Source organism: Sulfitobacter sp. PM12 (genome assembly GCF_045586035.1).
Lineage (GTDB): Bacteria > Pseudomonadota > Alphaproteobacteria > Rhodobacterales > Rhodobacteraceae > Sulfitobacter > Sulfitobacter pontiacus.
Window position 1 is genome coordinate 749,825 of sequence record NZ_CP151529.1, and the last position, 16,275, is coordinate 766,099.

At 60.8% G+C, this 16,275-nt stretch carries 17 protein-coding genes; 9 read left to right on the forward strand and 8 right to left on the reverse strand.

The window, feature by feature from the left end:
• The first annotated feature begins 17 nt into the window (after window positions 1-17).
• Window positions 18-1,010 (forward strand): NAD(P)H-quinone oxidoreductase, encoded by a 993-nt coding sequence (locus tag AADW22_RS03585; RefSeq protein ID WP_037943108.1) that lies wholly within the window; start codon window positions 18-20, stop codon window positions 1,008-1,010.
• 67 nt (window positions 1,011-1,077) lie between these two features.
• Here the strand turns inward: AADW22_RS03585 and AADW22_RS03590 are convergent, their stop codons facing one another.
• Both AADW22_RS03590 and AADW22_RS03595 read right to left on the reverse strand, forming a co-directional pair.
• Window positions 1,078-3,630, reverse strand: coding sequence for an ATP-binding protein (locus AADW22_RS03590; RefSeq protein WP_407474274.1), 2,553 nt, complete (start codon window positions 3,628-3,630; stop codon window positions 1,078-1,080).
• Between the two features lie 18 nt (window positions 3,631-3,648).
• Entirely contained in the window at window positions 3,649-4,128 is a 480-nt protein-coding gene (locus AADW22_RS03595; protein WP_009825937.1) for a molybdopterin-dependent oxidoreductase, read from the reverse strand.
• A 213-nt stretch (window positions 4,129-4,341) separates the two neighbouring features.
• Here AADW22_RS03595 and AADW22_RS03600 point away from each other — a divergent pair, with 213 nt between their 5' ends.
• Window positions 4,342-4,962 (forward strand): response regulator, encoded by a 621-nt coding sequence (locus AADW22_RS03600; RefSeq protein ID WP_064216337.1) that lies wholly within the window; start codon window positions 4,342-4,344, stop codon window positions 4,960-4,962.
• Here the strand turns inward: AADW22_RS03600 and AADW22_RS03605 are convergent.
• Window positions 4,955-5,599 carry a ribonuclease T2 family protein gene (locus AADW22_RS03605; RefSeq protein ID WP_407474275.1) on the reverse strand — a complete coding sequence of 215 codons (645 nt, stop codon included), beginning with the start codon at window positions 5,597-5,599 and terminating at the stop codon, window positions 4,955-4,957. The two genes, AADW22_RS03600 and AADW22_RS03605, sit on opposite strands and share 8 nt — an antisense overlap.
• A 128-nt stretch (window positions 5,600-5,727) precedes the next feature.
• On the opposite strand from AADW22_RS03605, the gene AADW22_RS03610 reads away from it, so the two are divergent.
• From AADW22_RS03610 to aspS, 4 genes are all read left to right on the forward strand, one after another.
• The gene (locus tag AADW22_RS03610; RefSeq protein WP_009825939.1) at window positions 5,728-6,489 is read left to right on the forward strand and encodes a DUF1013 domain-containing protein; all 762 of its coding nucleotides are present in this window, start codon (window positions 5,728-5,730) and stop codon (window positions 6,487-6,489) included.
• 108 nt (window positions 6,490-6,597) lie between these two features.
• Window positions 6,598-7,701: an endonuclease/exonuclease/phosphatase family protein gene (locus tag AADW22_RS03615; protein ID WP_407474276.1), complete on the forward strand. Its 1,104-nt coding sequence runs from the start codon at window positions 6,598-6,600 to the stop codon at window positions 7,699-7,701.
• 246 nt (window positions 7,702-7,947) lie between these two features.
• Window positions 7,948-9,126 carry a type III PLP-dependent enzyme gene (locus tag AADW22_RS03620; protein WP_340287550.1) on the forward strand — a complete coding sequence of 393 codons (1,179 nt, stop codon included), beginning with the start codon at window positions 7,948-7,950 and terminating at the stop codon, window positions 9,124-9,126.
• 193 nt (window positions 9,127-9,319) lie between these two features.
• Entirely contained in the window at window positions 9,320-11,170 is a 1,851-nt protein-coding gene (gene aspS, locus AADW22_RS03625) for an aspartate--tRNA ligase (RefSeq protein WP_037943121.1), read from the forward strand.
• 118 nt (window positions 11,171-11,288) lie between these two features.
• On the opposite strand, the gene AADW22_RS03630 is transcribed toward aspS, so the two are convergent.
• On the reverse strand, window positions 11,289-11,450 hold the full coding sequence (locus AADW22_RS03630; RefSeq protein WP_235602514.1) for a hypothetical protein: 162 nt from the start codon (window positions 11,448-11,450) through the stop codon (window positions 11,289-11,291).
• A gap of 165 nt (window positions 11,451-11,615) precedes the next feature.
• Here AADW22_RS03630 and AADW22_RS03635 point away from each other — a divergent pair, with 165 nt between their 5' ends.
• A complete protein-coding gene (locus AADW22_RS03635; protein WP_407474277.1) occupies window positions 11,616-12,341 on the forward strand; it encodes a GNAT family N-acetyltransferase in 726 nt (241 codons plus the stop codon).
• A gap of 7 nt (window positions 12,342-12,348) precedes the next feature.
• Here AADW22_RS03635 and AADW22_RS03640 read toward each other — a convergent pair whose 3' ends face one another.
• The gene (locus AADW22_RS03640) at window positions 12,349-13,068 is read right to left on the reverse strand and encodes a response regulator (protein ID WP_184583278.1); all 720 of its coding nucleotides are present in this window, start codon (window positions 13,066-13,068) and stop codon (window positions 12,349-12,351) included.
• Window positions 13,069-13,202: 134 nt separating this feature from the next.
• Here AADW22_RS03640 and mce point away from each other — a divergent pair, with 134 nt between their 5' ends.
• On the forward strand, window positions 13,203-13,607 hold the full coding sequence (mce, locus tag AADW22_RS03645) for a methylmalonyl-CoA epimerase (protein ID WP_407474278.1): 405 nt from the start codon (window positions 13,203-13,205) through the stop codon (window positions 13,605-13,607).
• A 2-nt stretch (window positions 13,608-13,609) separates the two neighbouring features.
• The gene (locus AADW22_RS03650; protein WP_005851259.1) at window positions 13,610-13,903 is read left to right on the forward strand and encodes a DUF1467 family protein; all 294 of its coding nucleotides are present in this window, start codon (window positions 13,610-13,612) and stop codon (window positions 13,901-13,903) included.
• Here AADW22_RS03650 and AADW22_RS03655 read toward each other — a convergent pair.
• From AADW22_RS03655 to AADW22_RS03665, 3 genes are read right to left on the reverse strand one after another with little or no spacing between them, the layout of a single operon-like run.
• Window positions 13,836-14,570: an EI24 domain-containing protein gene (locus AADW22_RS03655; RefSeq protein WP_407474279.1), complete on the reverse strand. Its 735-nt coding sequence runs from the start codon at window positions 14,568-14,570 to the stop codon at window positions 13,836-13,838. The genes AADW22_RS03650 and AADW22_RS03655 overlap by 68 nt on opposite strands.
• Entirely contained in the window at window positions 14,561-15,133 is a 573-nt protein-coding gene (locus tag AADW22_RS03660; protein WP_407474280.1) for a nitroreductase, read from the reverse strand. The genes AADW22_RS03655 and AADW22_RS03660 overlap by 10 nt, the downstream gene beginning before the upstream one ends.
• Before the next feature lie 11 nt (window positions 15,134-15,144).
• A complete protein-coding gene (locus AADW22_RS03665) occupies window positions 15,145-16,251 on the reverse strand; it encodes a class II histone deacetylase (protein ID WP_407474281.1) in 1,107 nt (368 codons plus the stop codon).
• Between the last annotated feature and the right edge of the window lie 24 nt (window positions 16,252-16,275).

Here is a 16,275-nt window from a genome sequence, read left to right on the forward strand (position 1 = left end):
CGGAGGAGACGTAGTCGATGACAGAAACCATGCGTGCGATAGAGATCACCAAGGCCGGCGGACCCGAAGTGCTGCAACCCACCGACCGCCCCATGCCTCAGCCGGCCCACGGGCAAGTAGTGATCAAAGTGGCCTATGCCGGTGTGAACCGCCCCGATGCGCTGCAACGCGCGGGCATGTATGCGCCGCCCCCCACTGCCAGCGATCTGCCCGGGCTTGAAGCCTCGGGCGTGGTGTCCGCCGTGGGTGAAGGCGTCAGCGGTTTGGCTGTCGGCGACAAGGTCTGCGCGCTGTTGCCCGGTGGCGGCTATGCGGAATATGTCGCGACGCCTGCGGCCCATTGTCTGCCGGTGCCCAAGGGCATGGACATGAAGGAAGCCGCCTGCCTGCCCGAGACATTCTTCACCGTCTGGTCCAACGTGTTCATGCGCGGTGGCCTGAAAGCGGGCGAACGGTTCTTGGTGCATGGCGGGTCGTCGGGCATCGGGACGACTGCGATCCAGCTGGCGCGCGAATTCGGCGCACGGGTTTTTGCCACGGCAGGGACCGACAGCAAATGCGACGCCTGCGCCAAACTCGGGGCCGAGGCCGCGATCAACTACCGTGACTCGGATTTCGTTGATGTGCTGAAAGCCGAGGGCGGGGCAGACCTGATCCTTGATATGGTCGGCGGCGACTACATCCCGCGCAACCTGCAAGCGCTGGCCGAAGACGGCCGTCTTGTGCAGATCGCCTTCCTCAGCGGGCCCAAGGTAGAGGTGAACTTTGCCACGCTGATGACACGCCGTCTGACGATGACCGGTAGCACCCTGCGTCCGCAAAGCGATCTGGCCAAGGCCAAGATCGCCGAAGAGCTGCGCGAGAAGGTCTGGCCACTGCTGGACGCGGGCAAGATCGCACCGGTGATGGACAGCGAATACGCGTTCGAGGACGCGAGCGAGGCGCATGCCCGCATGGAGACAAGCGGCCATATCGGCAAGATCGTGTTGAAGGTTGACGCCAACGCCTAAGCGGCTGGCAATAATATGACGCAAGGGGCGCTCTGATATCAGGGTGCCCTTTGTCGTTCAGGGGGCGTTACGCCGACAGGCGCGCCTCCCATGCATCAAGGGTTTCGGCCCATGCCGCGGGCACTTTGGCGACCTGATCACGGGCTTTTTCCACGTCGCCCTGTTTGCAGTCCTGTTCGATGGTGGCGAGCAGCGCGTGCATACGCTCTGCGCCGAACATGCCGCACAACCCGGCAAGGTCGTGGGTCTTGCGTTGCAGATCGTCGCGGTCCTCGGCAGAGGCTAGGGGCGGCAATTGCCCCTCTACACGTTGGCGCAGATTGCCAATGCGATCGGCAAGCTTTTCAGGACCAAGTAGTTCGAACAATTCGTTCACCTGATTGGCGTTCAACACCGGATGCTGCGGCTCGGCGTGCATCGCTTCAGCCGCATCAGAGGCACCGTCAGCGGCGGGCATCACAAGCTCGCTTAGCGCGGTTTTCAGACGGCGCGTGTTGATGGGTTTTTGCAGAAAGCCGGTCATCCCGCCCGCGGTAAATGCCGCGCGTTCGTTGGGCAGGGCGTGGGCGGTCACGGCCATGATCGGGGTATCGGCATTGGGCCCGCCCCCTTGAAGGATCACCTGCGTAGCCTGTAGTCCGCTCATCCCCGGCATCGAAATATCCATCAGGATCGCGTCAAACCTCTGTTCGGCCGCGCGATCGATGCCTTCAGGGCCGCTGCTGGCAAGGGTGACCTCGTGACCCAGACGGCCCAGCATTGCCTTAAGCAGGTCGCGGTTGATCTCGTTATCGTCGACAACCAGCAGGTTCATCGCGGGGGTGTCTTCGGTATCAAGCTGCGGTTGGGCGACGGGCTGCGGGGCTTCTGTCTGCACGAAGTCTGCTGGCAGTCGCACAATAAACCGCGCGCCTTTGCCAACCTCCGAGACGCAGGTGATCGTGCCGCCCAGACGGTGCACCAGCCGCCGCACGATGCCCAGCCCCAGACCGGTGCCCCCTGTGCGCCGCTCGTAGCGGCTGTCGAGCGATACGTAATCCTCGAAAATCCGCTTGAGGTCATCGGGCGGGATACCGGGACCATTGTCTGCCACTTCGATATGCAGCATCGGTGCATTGTCCGTTTCCATGTCATAGGTCGCGCTGAGCACAATATCGTCGTCGGGGCTGAACTTGATCGCGTTGCTGATAAGGTTGACCAGAATCTGCTGCACCGCGCGCGGATCTGTCAGGATGGGTGTGTCGGTCAGCCCGTCTTGATCCAGATGTAGCCGCGTGTCCGATGTCTTGGCCAGTGGCGTCATGGTGTTGACCATGCCGGCGGTCAGCGCGACCATATCACTGGCTTGCAACTCGTTGTCGTTGGTTTCGGCCTCGCTGCGTTCGATGGCCAAAACGTCGTCGATATGGCCCAGCAGGATGTCACCGGATTTCAGCGCCGCTTCGACGTATTTGCGCTGTTCGGCGTCCAGCTTGTCGTCATGCAGCAAGTGGATGGCGGAGAGGATGCCGTTCAGCGGCGTGCGCATCTCGTGGCTCATCATCGCGAAGAAACGCGATTTTTCCTGATAGGCATCCAGTGCCTCGTCGCGGGCGCGGATGATCTCTTGCTCTTTTTGCAGTTTGTCGGTGATGTCGCGGATATAGGTGACGAAAACCGGCGCGTCGTTTGACCGCGCCAGCGACACGGAAAGTTCGACAGGGAAGATGCGGCCGGTGCCGTCGATCATCTCTGTCTCGTGACGGCCGGTTTCGGCCAGCCGCGTTTTGCCGGTCTCGTTAAAATGGGCGAGGTTATCCCGTTGGCGATGGCGCAATTTAGGGGGGACCAGCAGTTCGATGTAGCTGCGCCCAAGCGCATGATCGCGCGAGATGCTAAAGACCTCTTCGGCAGAGCCGTTGAAATCGATAATCTCGCCATCCACCGACAGCACCATCACCGCATCAAGCGAGGCGCGTAGCATGGTCGCCAGTTGAGAGTGGTTGCGTTCGACCTCGCGCGAGGCTCGGTTGAGCGTGATCGTCTGGCGCGACAGCCGCAGGATCGCCCCCAGCAGCGCAATGGTCACGGTCACCACGATCACCAGCAAGATCTCGATCAGCTGCGCGATCTCTTTGCGCTCGGCCTCCGCCGCTTTGGCGGCAAAGGAGATGGAGGCAAGCCCGATGTTGCGCGGCATATCCTCGACCGTGTCCAGCGCTTCCGACAGGGCGGGCACACCGGCGGCGAGCGCCTCATCGCTGCCGTCGATCAGGGGGATCTGTGTGTCCAGAACCGCTTGTATCTTCTGGATTTCGCGGGTCAGGTCGCCGCTTTGCTGTACGCGTTCGGCGACTTCGGTGCGGCTGTAGAAGATGTCGAACCGTTTGCGCAGGTTCGCCAGATCATTTTCGGCACCCGACCGTGCCTGTTCAACGGCACCATCCAGTTTGAGAAAGTCGATTTCAAGCTGCGAGAACACCCATTCGGCATGGTCCTGCTGCGCGCTGCCAAGGGCGCGCACGCGGTCCCAGACGTTGAACGCCAGGTAGCCGGCAAGCAGGATGCCGACCATCAGCGCCAGGGCAAGAATATATCTTACCCTGTTGCGCTGTGGGCCGTCCTGCATCAAATCGGCCATGGTAAACATGCCTTGCGGTTACTTGATCGCCAGCCGGTTCAACTGCCAGATAGAACGGCTATAGATCGTTTCTGTCTGGTACTTTACGTCGCTGTCATAGGGATAGACAATCCATAGCGGACCTTTCCCGCGGCGCGACATCTCTTTGTCGTTGTTGGCATAGGCGATGATCGGCCCGTCGGACACCGCATCCTCCATCGGGATTTCGACCGCATAGTCGTTGATCGCGGTTGCTTCGATCATACCTTCGGACACGTCCAGCGTGTCCATCAGATCCTTGAGCGATACGCCCTGAAAGGTCTGCGCGCCTTCGGTCCAGATGGTTTCGGTCTCGAAGCTGGACGACGGCAGTTCTTTCAGCTGCTCCATCGTATAGGTGTGTTCCATGTCGCCTGCCGTGACGGTCAGAACGGCATCTTCTTGTGCACTCACAGCAGTGGCCAATGCGGCACCGCACAGTGCGGCGGTGATTGTCTTGGTGAAAGCTTGAAACGTCATAACTCGGTATCCTTCCCCTGTGTTTGTACATCAACCTTAGGTTAACGCCGTTTGGAGAGCGACTGAGATTAAGGGTATTCTTACTATACGAAGGTATAGCCGTCAAAAATTCGACACAGTTATCCTATCCTCATGTGTGCTATTATTCGCCCATAAGTTGGTCTACGACTACTTAAGCAGCATTGAGGTGGTGGCGAGGGAAGGAAAGAACTTATGGCATTACGGATACTGATTGCGGACGACCACGATATGGTCCGCGAAACGATTGCAATGTTTCTGGACGCCGATGGCGAGACAGAGACGGTTGCAGCAAGCGACCTGCCCGAAGCGATGGCCAAGATAGAGGCAGAGGGGCCGTTTGATCTGGTACTGCTCGACTATACGATGCCCGGCATGAAGGGGCTTGAGGCGCTGCCTAAGGTCATGAAAGCCAACGAGGAAAAGCCTGTCGGTCTGATTTCGGGCACGGCAACGCGGTTGATCGCGGAACAGGCGCTGGCCATGGGCGCGATCGGTTTCCTGCCCAAGACGCTGCCTGCGAAATCACTGGTCAACGCGGTCCGCTTTATGGCCGCGGGCGAGATTTACGCGCCCGTCAACTTTATGTCTGGCAAGGACGATCCCGAAGAAACCGACTTTGAAAAGGCCCTGTCAGAGCGGGAGCGTCAGGTTCTGCGCGGCTTGATGGAGGCGAAATCGAACAAGGAAATCGCCCGCGACCTAGAGTTGCAAGAGGTCACGATCAAGCTGCACGTCAAAACGCTGTGCCGCAAGCTGGACGCCCGCAACCGCACCGACGCCGCAATGATCGCCCGCAGTGCCGGGTTTATCTGATCGGGGTAAACAGCGCGTCGTCCAGCGTGCAATCCTTGATCACGTCGCGCCCGCAAGGCACCGGCTCCAGCGTTTTTGACAGGCATAGACGCACTTCTTGAATGTAGCCGCTTTTGCAGGTGACGGTAACGCCATCGGCCTCCAGCGTCGGGTTTGCTTTCAGAAACGCTTCCTCCACCACCGAGGCGGGCAGGCGGATGTCGCCCGTGACCTTGCGAAAGACCGCAGGGCGGGTCACGGCATCATAGGCCTGACGCGACAGATCGAAATATCCGGTGGCGGGCAGGCCGGTACAGCTGCCGTGTTTCTTCCATTGATGCCACGCCAGACCGGGCGTTCCCATAATGTCAGCCATGGCGGCGGTCATGCTAGGGGTGGGGGGCCGTTCGGCGGTGCGGCAGTAGGAGGGAAACCCCCGATGCAGCTGCGGCCAAAGCCCGTGCATGATCCAGCCGTGATCGTGGCGCGCGTCGCATTGCGCGGAATCGCGCGCATCGCCTTCCAGCGCGCACCAGTTGGGCGACCAGCTGAGCGCCAGCACGTAATAGTCGAATTCCCCTGCAATTTCGCCCTTGGCCGCCGCGGGGCGGGGCATCGCGGCCAGCAACAGACACAGGCAGAGGATCAGCAATCGCATTGGGGTCTTTCCTTATTTTGCCGGTCCGAGTATAAGGCGTTCAAGTTCCCCCACAATGGAAACCGTTCTGCCCCGCAGGACAGCCTATTTCAGGCGACGGGGAAAGTGCGTTTTAAGGAGAGACCGACATGGCAAAACCGATTATGGCCCGCGCCACTGCCGTATGGCTGGTGGACAACACAACCTTGAGCTTCAAACAGATCGCGGATTTCGTGGAAATGCACGAGCTTGAAGTGCAGGGCATCGCGGATGGTGACGTGGCGCAAGGCGTGAAGGGCTTTGACCCGATTGCCAACAACCAGCTGACTGAAGAAGAGATCGAAAAAGGGCAGGCGAACCCGCTGCACAAGCTCAAGCTCAAGTTCAACGCGTCAGCCCAAGGCGAAGAGAAACGTCGCGGCCCGCGCTATACGCCGCTGTCCAAACGTCAGGACCGCCCCGCGTCGATCTACTGGCTGGTCAAGTTCCACCCCGAACTCTCCGACGGTCAGGTCAGCAAGCTGGTCGGCACTACCAAGCCAACCATTCAGGCGATCCGCGAGCGGACGCACTGGAACATTGCGAACATCCAACCGATCGATCCCGTGGCTTTGGGGCTGTGCAAACAGTCCGAACTGGACGCTGCCGTCCAGAAAGCCGCTGCCAAGAAAGCCGCCGAAGGTGGTTTGATGACCGATGACGAACGCCGCCGTTTGGTCAGCACCGAACAATCGCTTGGCATGGATACGGAACCGAAGATGCCGACCTCTATCGAAGGTCTGGAAACGTTCACCCTGTCCGGCAACCCTGCGGATGACGAAGAAAAAGACCACGGCGACTATTCTGACGCCGACAGTTTCTTCAAGCTGCCCGAGGGCGGTTCCGACGCGGATGAAGACGACGACAAGTAATTCGGTTCCGCCCATCTGGCGGCTTCGGAACAAATCCGCTTAACCTTGTGTTGAGCTAGGGGTGCAGGGCAACCGCTCTGCGCCCCTTTTTTGACGTAGGGGGCATGCATGCTGGCGACGATACTACTCGGTCTGTTTTGGGGCGTTGTCGCACTCGTTGCTGCGATCAGCGTGCTTCCCTTTAGCAAGATACCGCACGGCGCGATCCGGGGGATGGCGTTCCCCCGTGAGCAGCTGTTCGTGTTGACCGTCGCGCTGGCTGCCGTGGCGCTGGTGTTTCTTGAGCCCGACCATCGCAACCCGGCGCTGGCGATCCTCGCTGTGATTGCGGCAATCCACACGGGCTACATCCTGAAATTCACGCCGCTCTGGCCGCGCCAATCGGTGGATGCGACCGAGGCACAGGCCGCCGATGCGGAAAACCGTGTCACCATCCTCGCGTCAAACGTGAAACAATCCAATCGCCAGTATCAGCGTCTGATCGACCTGATCCGCACCGAAGACCCCGACATCGCCGCCGCGCTTGAGGTGGACCCAGACTGGGTCGATGCGCTCTATGACGCGCTGAAAGACCAGTATCCCCATTGGGTGAAAGTGCCCAAGGATAACTCCTATGGCGTGGTCATGATGTCCAAGATGGAGCCGTCAGAGACGCAGGTGCGGGACCTGCTGGTTGATGATGTACCGTCGATCCGGACCAAGGTCGCGATGCCGTCAGGGCGGATGTGGCGTTTGTATATCGTGCACCCCGAACCACCCGTGCCCTATCACGACACCAAGGGCCGCGACGGAGAGATCGCGCTGGTCGGCATCGAAGCCAGCAAGGACGATCTGCCCGCGATCGTGACAGGTGATCTGAACGACGTTGCCTGGTCCACCACCACCCGTCGGTTTCAGCGGCTGTCGGGGCTGCTTGATCCACGGGTCGGACGTGGCTTCTATAACACGTTTCACGCGGGTATTGCCGTCATGCGCTGGCCGCTTGATCATCTGTTCCACGATGCAGAGTTCCGCCTGATCCGTATGTCGCGCTTGCCCAATATCGGGTCCGACCACTTCCCGATCCTGTTCTCGCTTGCCCTGACAGAGAAGCCACAGTCGAATTCCACGCCCGAACAAAGCGACGCCGAAGAGCGCGCCGAGGTGCGGGAAATGGCAGCCGAAGAACGCGAAAAGGACCGCGAAGCCATCGGCACGGATTGGGAGAAATAGCCCCGATCCGTCACCGCTCACCGGTACGCAGCGCTTTGCGTGCCTCCTTGAAAAACGAATTGTCGTATCAAGTATTTTGCCACTTGCGCGAATCTGAAAACAGCGTAAATGCGCGCTTACAGACGCCAACGCACGCGCCTCTGGCCGGTCCGTCTGTCCGCGGATTGACCCCGCGCCTATGCAGCGACGGTAACGTCTCTTGAAACGACATGTTAGGGTACTCCCGCCCTTCCTTGCTCTTTGGAGATGACCATGAACGCCACAGCTACCGCCACCGTGAACACATCCGCAGCATCGAACTATGACGAAGCGGCTGATTACATCTGGAACAACAGCTTCGACAAACCGACTCTCGTCGTCAGCCGCGCCCGTGTGGGTGTACAATACGACGCGCTGCAAGCCGGTCTGGGCGATGCACGAATCCACTATGCGGTAAAGGCGAACCCCGCCCCCGAGATCATTCGTATGCTGGTCGAACGCGGCTCGGGCTTTGATGCGGCGTCGCGTCAGGAGATCGAGCTGTGTCTGTCTCAAGGGGCGGATCCTGCGAAAATCTCTTTCGGCAACACCATCAAACGCGGCGTTGATATCGCCTTTGCCCATTCCATCGGGGTGACCATGTTCGCCGCCGACTGCGAGGCAGAGCTCGACAAAATCGCAGAGCACGCCCCCGGCGCGCGCGTCTATATCCGTCTGATCGTCGAGAATTCCATGGCGGACTGGCCGCTGACCCGCAAGTTCGGCTGCGCGGGCTCGCTGCTGCCAAGCCTGCTGGAGTACACCAAATCCGTGGGTCTCGTGCCTTATGGTCTGTCGTTTCACGTCGGGTCGCAAACCCGTCGCGCCGAATACTGGCACCCCGTTCTGGATCAGGTCGCCCCGCTATGGCACGCTGCGAAAGAAGCAGGGCACGACCTGCAACTGCTGAACATCGGCGGCGGTTTTCCTGCCTATCACGGTGATCCGGTGGATGCGCCGCGCGGCTATGCCGCCGCAGTCGTTGCTGCCGTCAAAGAACGCTTTGGCGAGATTCCGGTCCTGATGGCAGAGCCGGGCCGCGGCATGGTCGCAGAGGCAGGGCATATCGCGGCCGAAGTGTTGCTGGTGTCGCGCAAATCGGCAGAGGCGGCGCGCCGTTGGGTCTATCTGGATATCGGGCGTTTTTCCGGTCTGGCCGAAACCGAGGGCGAGGCGATCCGCTATCAGTTTGTGACCCCGCACGACGGCAAGCCCGTCGGCCCCTGTGTGCTTGCCGGCCCGTCCTGCGACAGTGCCGATGTGCTTTATGAAAAAAATCCGGTTGACCTTCCACTTGACCTAAGGGACGGTGACAAAATCATGATCAAGAACTGCGGCGCTTACACAAGCTCGTACAGTTCGGTCGGCTTTAACGGGTTTCCGCCGCTTGATGTACTGGTCCTGTAAGAGGATCATCAACGTCGCGCGGGAAGGGCCGTCTGCTTTGGGAGGAGCAGGCGGCCCATCTATTTTCAGCCCTATGGTTTAACGCGGGGGTTTTACCCGCGGTTTGTGCCGTTTTTACGGGAAACTCTTGACTTCCGCGGCCCCAAACGGTGTACCTGCCCCGAACAGTTCTAGCCCTCGAAAGGGACCCGTCATGCACGCATATCGCAGCCATACATGCGCCGATCTGAGCAAGGAAAACGTTGGCGACAAGGTTCGCCTGTCCGGGTGGGTGCACCGTGTGCGCGACCACGGTGGTATCCTGTTTATCGACCTGCGCGACCATTACGGCATGACCCAAGTGCTGTGCGACCCTGATTCCCCCGTCTTTGCCGAGGTGGAAAAGGTGCGGTCCGAATGGTGTATCCGCATCGATGGCGAGGTAAAGGCCCGCGACGCCGATCTGGTCAACACCAAGATCCCCACCGGCGAGATCGAAGTTTTCGTGCGCGACATCGAAGTGCTGGGGCCCGCGAAAGAACTGCCTTTGCAGGTTTTTGGCGATCAGGAATATCCCGAGGAAACTCGCCTACGCTATCGCTACCTCGATCTGCGTCGCGAAAAAATGCAGGACAACATGGTGCTGCGGTCCGATGTTGTGTCGTCGATCCGCAAGCGCATGTGGGACCAGAACTTCAAAGAATTCCAGACGCCGATCATCACCGCGTCTTCCCCCGAAGGGGCGCGCGACTTCCTCGTGCCATCGCGTCTGCACCCGGGCAAGTTCTACGCTTTGCCGCAGGCCCCGCAACAGTTCAAACAGCTGCTGATGGTGTCCGGCTTTGACAAGTATTTCCAGATCGCGCCGTGTTTCCGGGACGAAGATCCGCGCGCTGACCGGTCGCCCACCGATTTCTACCAGCTCGACCTCGAGATGTCCTTTGTCGAACAGCAAGACGTGTTCGACACCATCCAGCCCGTGCTGACCGGCATTTTCGAAGAATTCGGCGGCGGCAAGGCTGTGGATCAGGAATGGCCGCAAATCTCTTATAAAGATGCGGCGCTGTGGTATGGCTCTGACAAGCCCGACCTGCGCAACCCGATCAAGATGCAGGTCGTGTCCGACCATTTCCGCGACTCCGGCTTTGCGATCTTCGCGAAACTGCTGGAGCAGGAAGGCACCGAAATCCGCGCCATTCCCGCGCCCACAGGCGGGAGCCGCAAGTTCTGCGACCGCATGAACGCCTTTGCGCAAAAAGAAGGGCTGCCCGGCATGGGCTATATCTTCTGGCGCGAGAAAACCGCCGACAGCGTGGCACAGGAGCTGGGCATCACGGTGAAAGAAGCCCAAGCCAAGCTGAAAGCCGGTGAGGTCGAAGGCGGCATGGAAGCAGCGGGCCCGCTGGCCAAGAACATCGGGCCAGAGCGTACCGAAGCGATCCGCCAGCAATTGGGGCTGGACGTGGGCGATGCGGCGTTCTTCCTTGGCGGCAAGCCCAAGTCCTTCGAAGGTGTCGCGGGCCGTGCCCGTAACGTTATCGGTGCCGAATTGGGTCTGACGGACGAAAACCGTTTCGCCTTTGCCTGGATCGTCGATTTCCCGATCTACGAGAAAGACGAAGAAACCGGCAAGATCGACTTTGAACACAACCCGTTCTCCATGCCGCAGGGCGGGATGGACGCGCTGATGGGCGACCCGCTTGAAGTGCTTGGCTATCAGTATGACCTTGCGTGCAACGGCTACGAACTGGTGTCCGGTGCCATCCGGAACCACAAGCCCGAGATCATGTTCAAGGCGTTCGAGATCGCAGGCTACGGCAAGGACGAAGTCGAAAAACGCTTTGGCGGCATGGTGAACGCGTTCCAATACGGTGCCCCGCCCCACGGTGGTTGTGCCGCCGGTATCGACCGGATCGTCATGTTGCTGGCGGAAGAGGCGAACATCCGCGAGGTGATCCTCTTCCCGATGAACCAGCGCGCCGAAGATCTGATGATGAACGCGCCAAGCGAGCCGCAGTCGGATCAGTTGATGGAACTGGGTCTGCGGGTCATCCCGCAGGACTAAGCCCTGCAACATACCCATAGAAAAGCCCGCCTTGGATATGCCAAAGGCGGGCTTTTTCGTTTGAATCTCGTGGTGTCGGGCGGGGGCGGTCAATGTCAGGCAGGCCTGCGCCCAAAGGTCAGAAACCGGCTTGCGCAACCTCTACCACGGTCTGCGCGCCAAAGTCGCGCGCATGGGCAAAAGCCAGTGCCACGATCGCCACACCCACTACATTTGCCGCAAAGACGGTCCAGTCGAAACTGGTTTCCTTGGCGTAGATGCGGCGCAGTTTGGTGAACATGATGTGCCCCTTGGGATGGGTGACGTGGGTGGGTTGGTGGTTGCGGATGCCATCAGCCTCGCAGGGGTTTGTGGCAAAAACAGGACCTTTCTGCGCTCCAGATTGGGTGATGTCATATGACATTCGGGTCTTGGCGCTGACAGCGCTTGGCCTTAACGTAAGCGCATGAAACAAGATGACCAGCCCCCCGGCCCACTTGGTGCCCCTGTTGCAGATTTTTCCGTCCCGCCGCGCCCGCCGCGGACGGTGATGACGGGCCGCTACGCCCAGCTTGAACCGTTGAACGCCGAGGCCCACGCCGCCCTGCTGTTCCGCGCCTTTGAAGGGCAGGATCAACTGTGGCATTATATGTATGACGGGCCGTTCTCATCCTCTGCCCAGTTTCACCGTTGGGTGCGCGAGGTCGAAACCAAAGACGACCCGCTCTTCTATGCGATCAAGAACCTAGAGACAGGGCATATCGAAGGGGTGGCAAGCTATCTGCGCATCGCGCCAGAGGCCGGATCGATAGAGGTCGGGTCAATCACCTTTGGGCCCGCGTTGCAGCGCACGCGGGCGGCGACGGATTCCATGTATCTGATGATGAAATGGGCATTCGAGGCGGGATACCGTCGGTATGAATGGAAGTGTAACGCGCTGAACATGCCGTCACGCCGTGCAGCGCAACGCTTGGGCTTCAGCTACGAAGGCATCTTCCGGCAGGCGGCTGTCGTTAAAGGGCGCAACCGCGATACGGCTTGGTTTGCGGCGATTGACGCCGAATGGCCGGGCCTGCGTGAAGCCTTCGAAGCGTGGCTTTCCCCTGCAAACTTTGACGCAGAGGGTAAGCAGCGCGAACGCTTGGGCGATCTGACCAGCCTCGTGCGGGTGTCCAGTGACCCGCTGACGTGACCCGCGACTAGATCGCGATCTGCCGCATCAGCCGTTGGCGCAAGACCGATCGGATCACCCGTTGTTCTTCTATCGCGGGCAGGCCCAAGGTGCTGCGTGCTGCCAGCGCTGTCGCCGCCTGCTCCAGTGCTGCGTCCCGCGCGCTGCGCGCCACGCCTGTCAGAAACTGCGCGACATATTCCAGCGTCTGAGGCGTACAGGGGCCGGACAGAACGTCATCCATATGCGCCATGTCATCCTGCAACGCGATAGTGTCGGGCGTGATCGTTTCATCGGCAAGCACGGACAGTCCCAGCGGACGGTGATGCTGCGGCAGGGCGGCCAGCACGACCTGTTGAAACTGTGACAAAGACTGCAACGGTTTGCTCATGAAACGGTCTGCTCCTGCGGCCAGCGCATCCGCCGCCAGATGCGTCTCCCCCGAAATCGCCAGTAGCGCATCCACGCGGGGCTGCGATTGTGCCAGTTCCGCAATCAGATCAATGCCGTTTCCGTCTGGTAGCCCCAGATCGGCAATCACGATCGACGGGCGGTAGACCTGCAAATGCCGCCGCGCCGCGCGCAGGCTGTCGGCCCGTCTGATCCGCGCGCCAGAGCGGAGACAGAGCAGGCGCATCGCCTCGCAGGCAAAGCGGCTGTCTTCGATCACCAGAACGGTAAGGCCCAAAAGCGGGCGGTCGGCCGTGGGGGCGGGCAGGCTTTGGGCCTGATGTTCAAGCGTATCCATGATTCCTCCGTTATGCTTTGTGGGTGACCTATGGTTAGGCGCGCTTCGCTAATACGGTGTTAACGTGACGCATTGCTCTTGCGGCAGCGGCAGCCCATAAACCGGGTCAAATGTTGATTTGAGGGAGAAGAATGATGATCGGTCGCCTAAACCACGTAGCCATCGCCGTGCCGGACCTTGAGGCCGCTGCGGATCAATACCGCAACGCTTTGGGTGCGAATGTCGGTCCTGCGCAGGATGAACCCGACCACGGCGTCACCGTGATCTTTATCGAACTGCCCAATACCAAGATCGAACTGCTTTACCCGCTGGGGGACGATAGCCCGATCAACGGTTTTCTGGAGAAGAACCCCGCCGGTGGCATCCACCACATCTGCTATGAGGTCGAAGACATCATCGCGGCGCGGGATCGCCTGAAGGAAAGCGGCGCGCGTGTCCTGGGCAACGGTGAACCCAAGATCGGCGCCCACGGCAAGCTGGTGATTTTCCTGCACCCCAAAGACTTTAACGGCGCGCTGGTCGAGCTGGAGCAGGTGTAACCATGGCCGTCATGTCAGGTATCGTTCTGTTCACCGTGATCTGGTCGATGGTCTTTATGATCCTGCTGCCAGTACGGGTGCAGACCCAGGGGGATTTGGGCCAGATCGTCGAGGGCACCCACGCGGGGGCCCCCGAACATCACCATCTTAAAAAGAAAGCGCTGTGGACGACCGCTGTGTCGATCGTGCTTTGGGCGATCATCGCGGGGATCATCCTGTCGGGCTGGTTCACCGTGGCGGATGTGGAGCAGTGGCTCCACGGGGCGCCGACACCAATTGGTGGAACAAATGGGTAAAGGTCGCCGCCCCTAGGATCGGAATCACCAGATTCAGCAGCGGCACCGACAGGGGAATCGCCATCAACACGCCGGCGGCCCAGATTGTAAGGCCATGTTTCCCGCGCAGACGCTTTGCCTCGGTCCGGCCCACCCGCCGGATCGCGGCAAGCGTGAAATACTCGCGTCCCAGCAAAAAACCGTTCACGCTCCAGAAGATCAGCGGCGCGAAGGGGGCGAACATCAGGTACAGCACCAACGCCACGACGTTCACACCGATCAGCACCCCCATGAAGTTCACCGTGTCGCGCAGCGCATCGCCAAAGGGCACGGGGGTGGCGGGGGGCAGATGGGGGTAGTGTTCGGCCTCTACCGCGTCGGCCACATCATCCAGAAACATCGACGTGATGGCCGAGGCGACGGGCACCATCAGGAACACCGACAGCACCATCAACAGCAGCGCTGCCCCCCAGCTGAACAGATCGTCAAGCCACGAAACCTCGCCCAGAACGGGCAGCCAGTTGTCCTCTCCGGTCAGCCAGTCGATCAGCCAGACAAAGCCCGCAGACGCACCGACCAGCAGCAGCAACGCCAAGCCGACACCCAGCAGCAGCACGCGGCGAAAGCTTGGATCGCCGACTTGTCCAACGGCCAGCCCGAAGGCGCGACAAATCTGTGCTATTGCCATGTGGTGATCGCCGTGATGTCGGGGCGCCCGCGCTCTGGCGGGGCGGAGGTTTCGGTGCCGATATGGATGATGCCGGCGATGCGTTCGTGTTCCGCGAGGTCGAAAGCCTCGGTCATGAAGGCGCGGTCGTGGCTGACCCAACCGCTTAGCCAGTTCGCGCCCCAGCCAGAGGCGAGCGCGGCATTGACCAGCGACAGGCAGACCCCGCCCACGGCATAGGTCTGTTCCAACGGCGGGATCTTGGGCGAGGGTTTCTGCACCTCGACCACCACAACCGCCAGATCGCCCTGATCGAATTGCCCGCGGCCCTTCTGGATCTGCTCGGGGTCGAGCGCCAGGGCGGTGCCGCGTGCCTCGGCGATGTCGGTCAGACGCGCCATCGCGGGCTTTTCGATCACGATAAAACGCCAGGGCTCCAGCATCCCGTGATCCGGTGCGCGCGAGGCCACGGTCAACAGCTCGGTCAGCGTGTCGCGGTCGGGGACCGGTGTGGTCAGGGTCTTGGCGGGGCGCGAACGGCGGGTTTGCAGGAAATGCAGCGCGTCGGGATTGGGTGTCGGCATCGGGGTCTCTCTTATAGGTTCAGCTCTTGCGCCATGTCGTCGATGGACGCGCGCAGGAAAGCGTCGAATGCGGGGCTTGGCTGGCGAATGCGAAAGTTCTTCGCATGGGGATCTGGCGCTGTGATGTCACTGTCTGCGAGGGCTGCGATGGTGGCGTGGCCACAGAAGGGAACATAGGCCTCTGAATAGCCGCCTTCATGAACGAGCACCAGCTTGCCGCCGCAAAGTTTTTGCGCCGCGGCTTTGATCCGCTGTGTCATCTCGGCAAAGGTCTCCGCTGTGGCCTGCATGCGCGCCAGCGGGTCCACGATGGAGGCATCGAAACCGCAGGCGACGATGATCATGTCGGGTTGATACGTGTCGAGCGCGGGGAGCACGACGCGATCGAGCGCATGCAGATAGGCCGTATGCCCCGACCCCGCGTGCATCGGCAGGTTGATATTGTAACCGGCTCCCGCGCCGTCGCCCCGATCCGCCAGCGCGCCGGTATCAAGCGGGTAATTCCCTTCTTGATGGAGCGAGATCGTCAGCACGTCGTCGCGGTCATAAAAGATCGCCTCGGTGCCATTGCCGTGGTGCACATCCCAGTCCAGCACGGCAACGCGGCGCACCAGCCCCTTGGCCTTTGCTGCCTCGATCGCGATGGCGATATTGGCGAGCAGGCAGAAGCCGTTGGGGAAATCAGGCAGCGCGTGGTGCCCCGGTGGACGGCTGAGCGCATAGGCATTGTCGAGGTCACCTTTGGCAACGGCCTCTACCGCGGCGATGGAGAGGCCCGCGGACAGCGCCGCAATCTCGAACCCGCCGGCGGCGAAGGGGGTGCGCAACCCCAGCTCTCCACCGCCCGCGTCGGAAAGGCGCTTGAAGTCGTCTAGATAGGCAGCCGGATGGACGCGCAGCAGATCCTCGCGCGATGCAGGTGCTGCGCTGCGCAGGTCGAGTTCGGCCATCAGGCCGGTGACCTCCATCAGGTTGCGCAGGCGGCGTTTGGTCTCGGGGTTTTCCGGCAGGCCGCCCGCGGCCAGCGGCTGCACCAAGCCGCCCACGGGCATGGTAAAGGCATAGTTGCCACCTGCGTGCCAAAAGCAGCGTTCATCCATGAAAAAACCGGTGGTCATCGTCTATCCCCTTCGTGGTTCGGG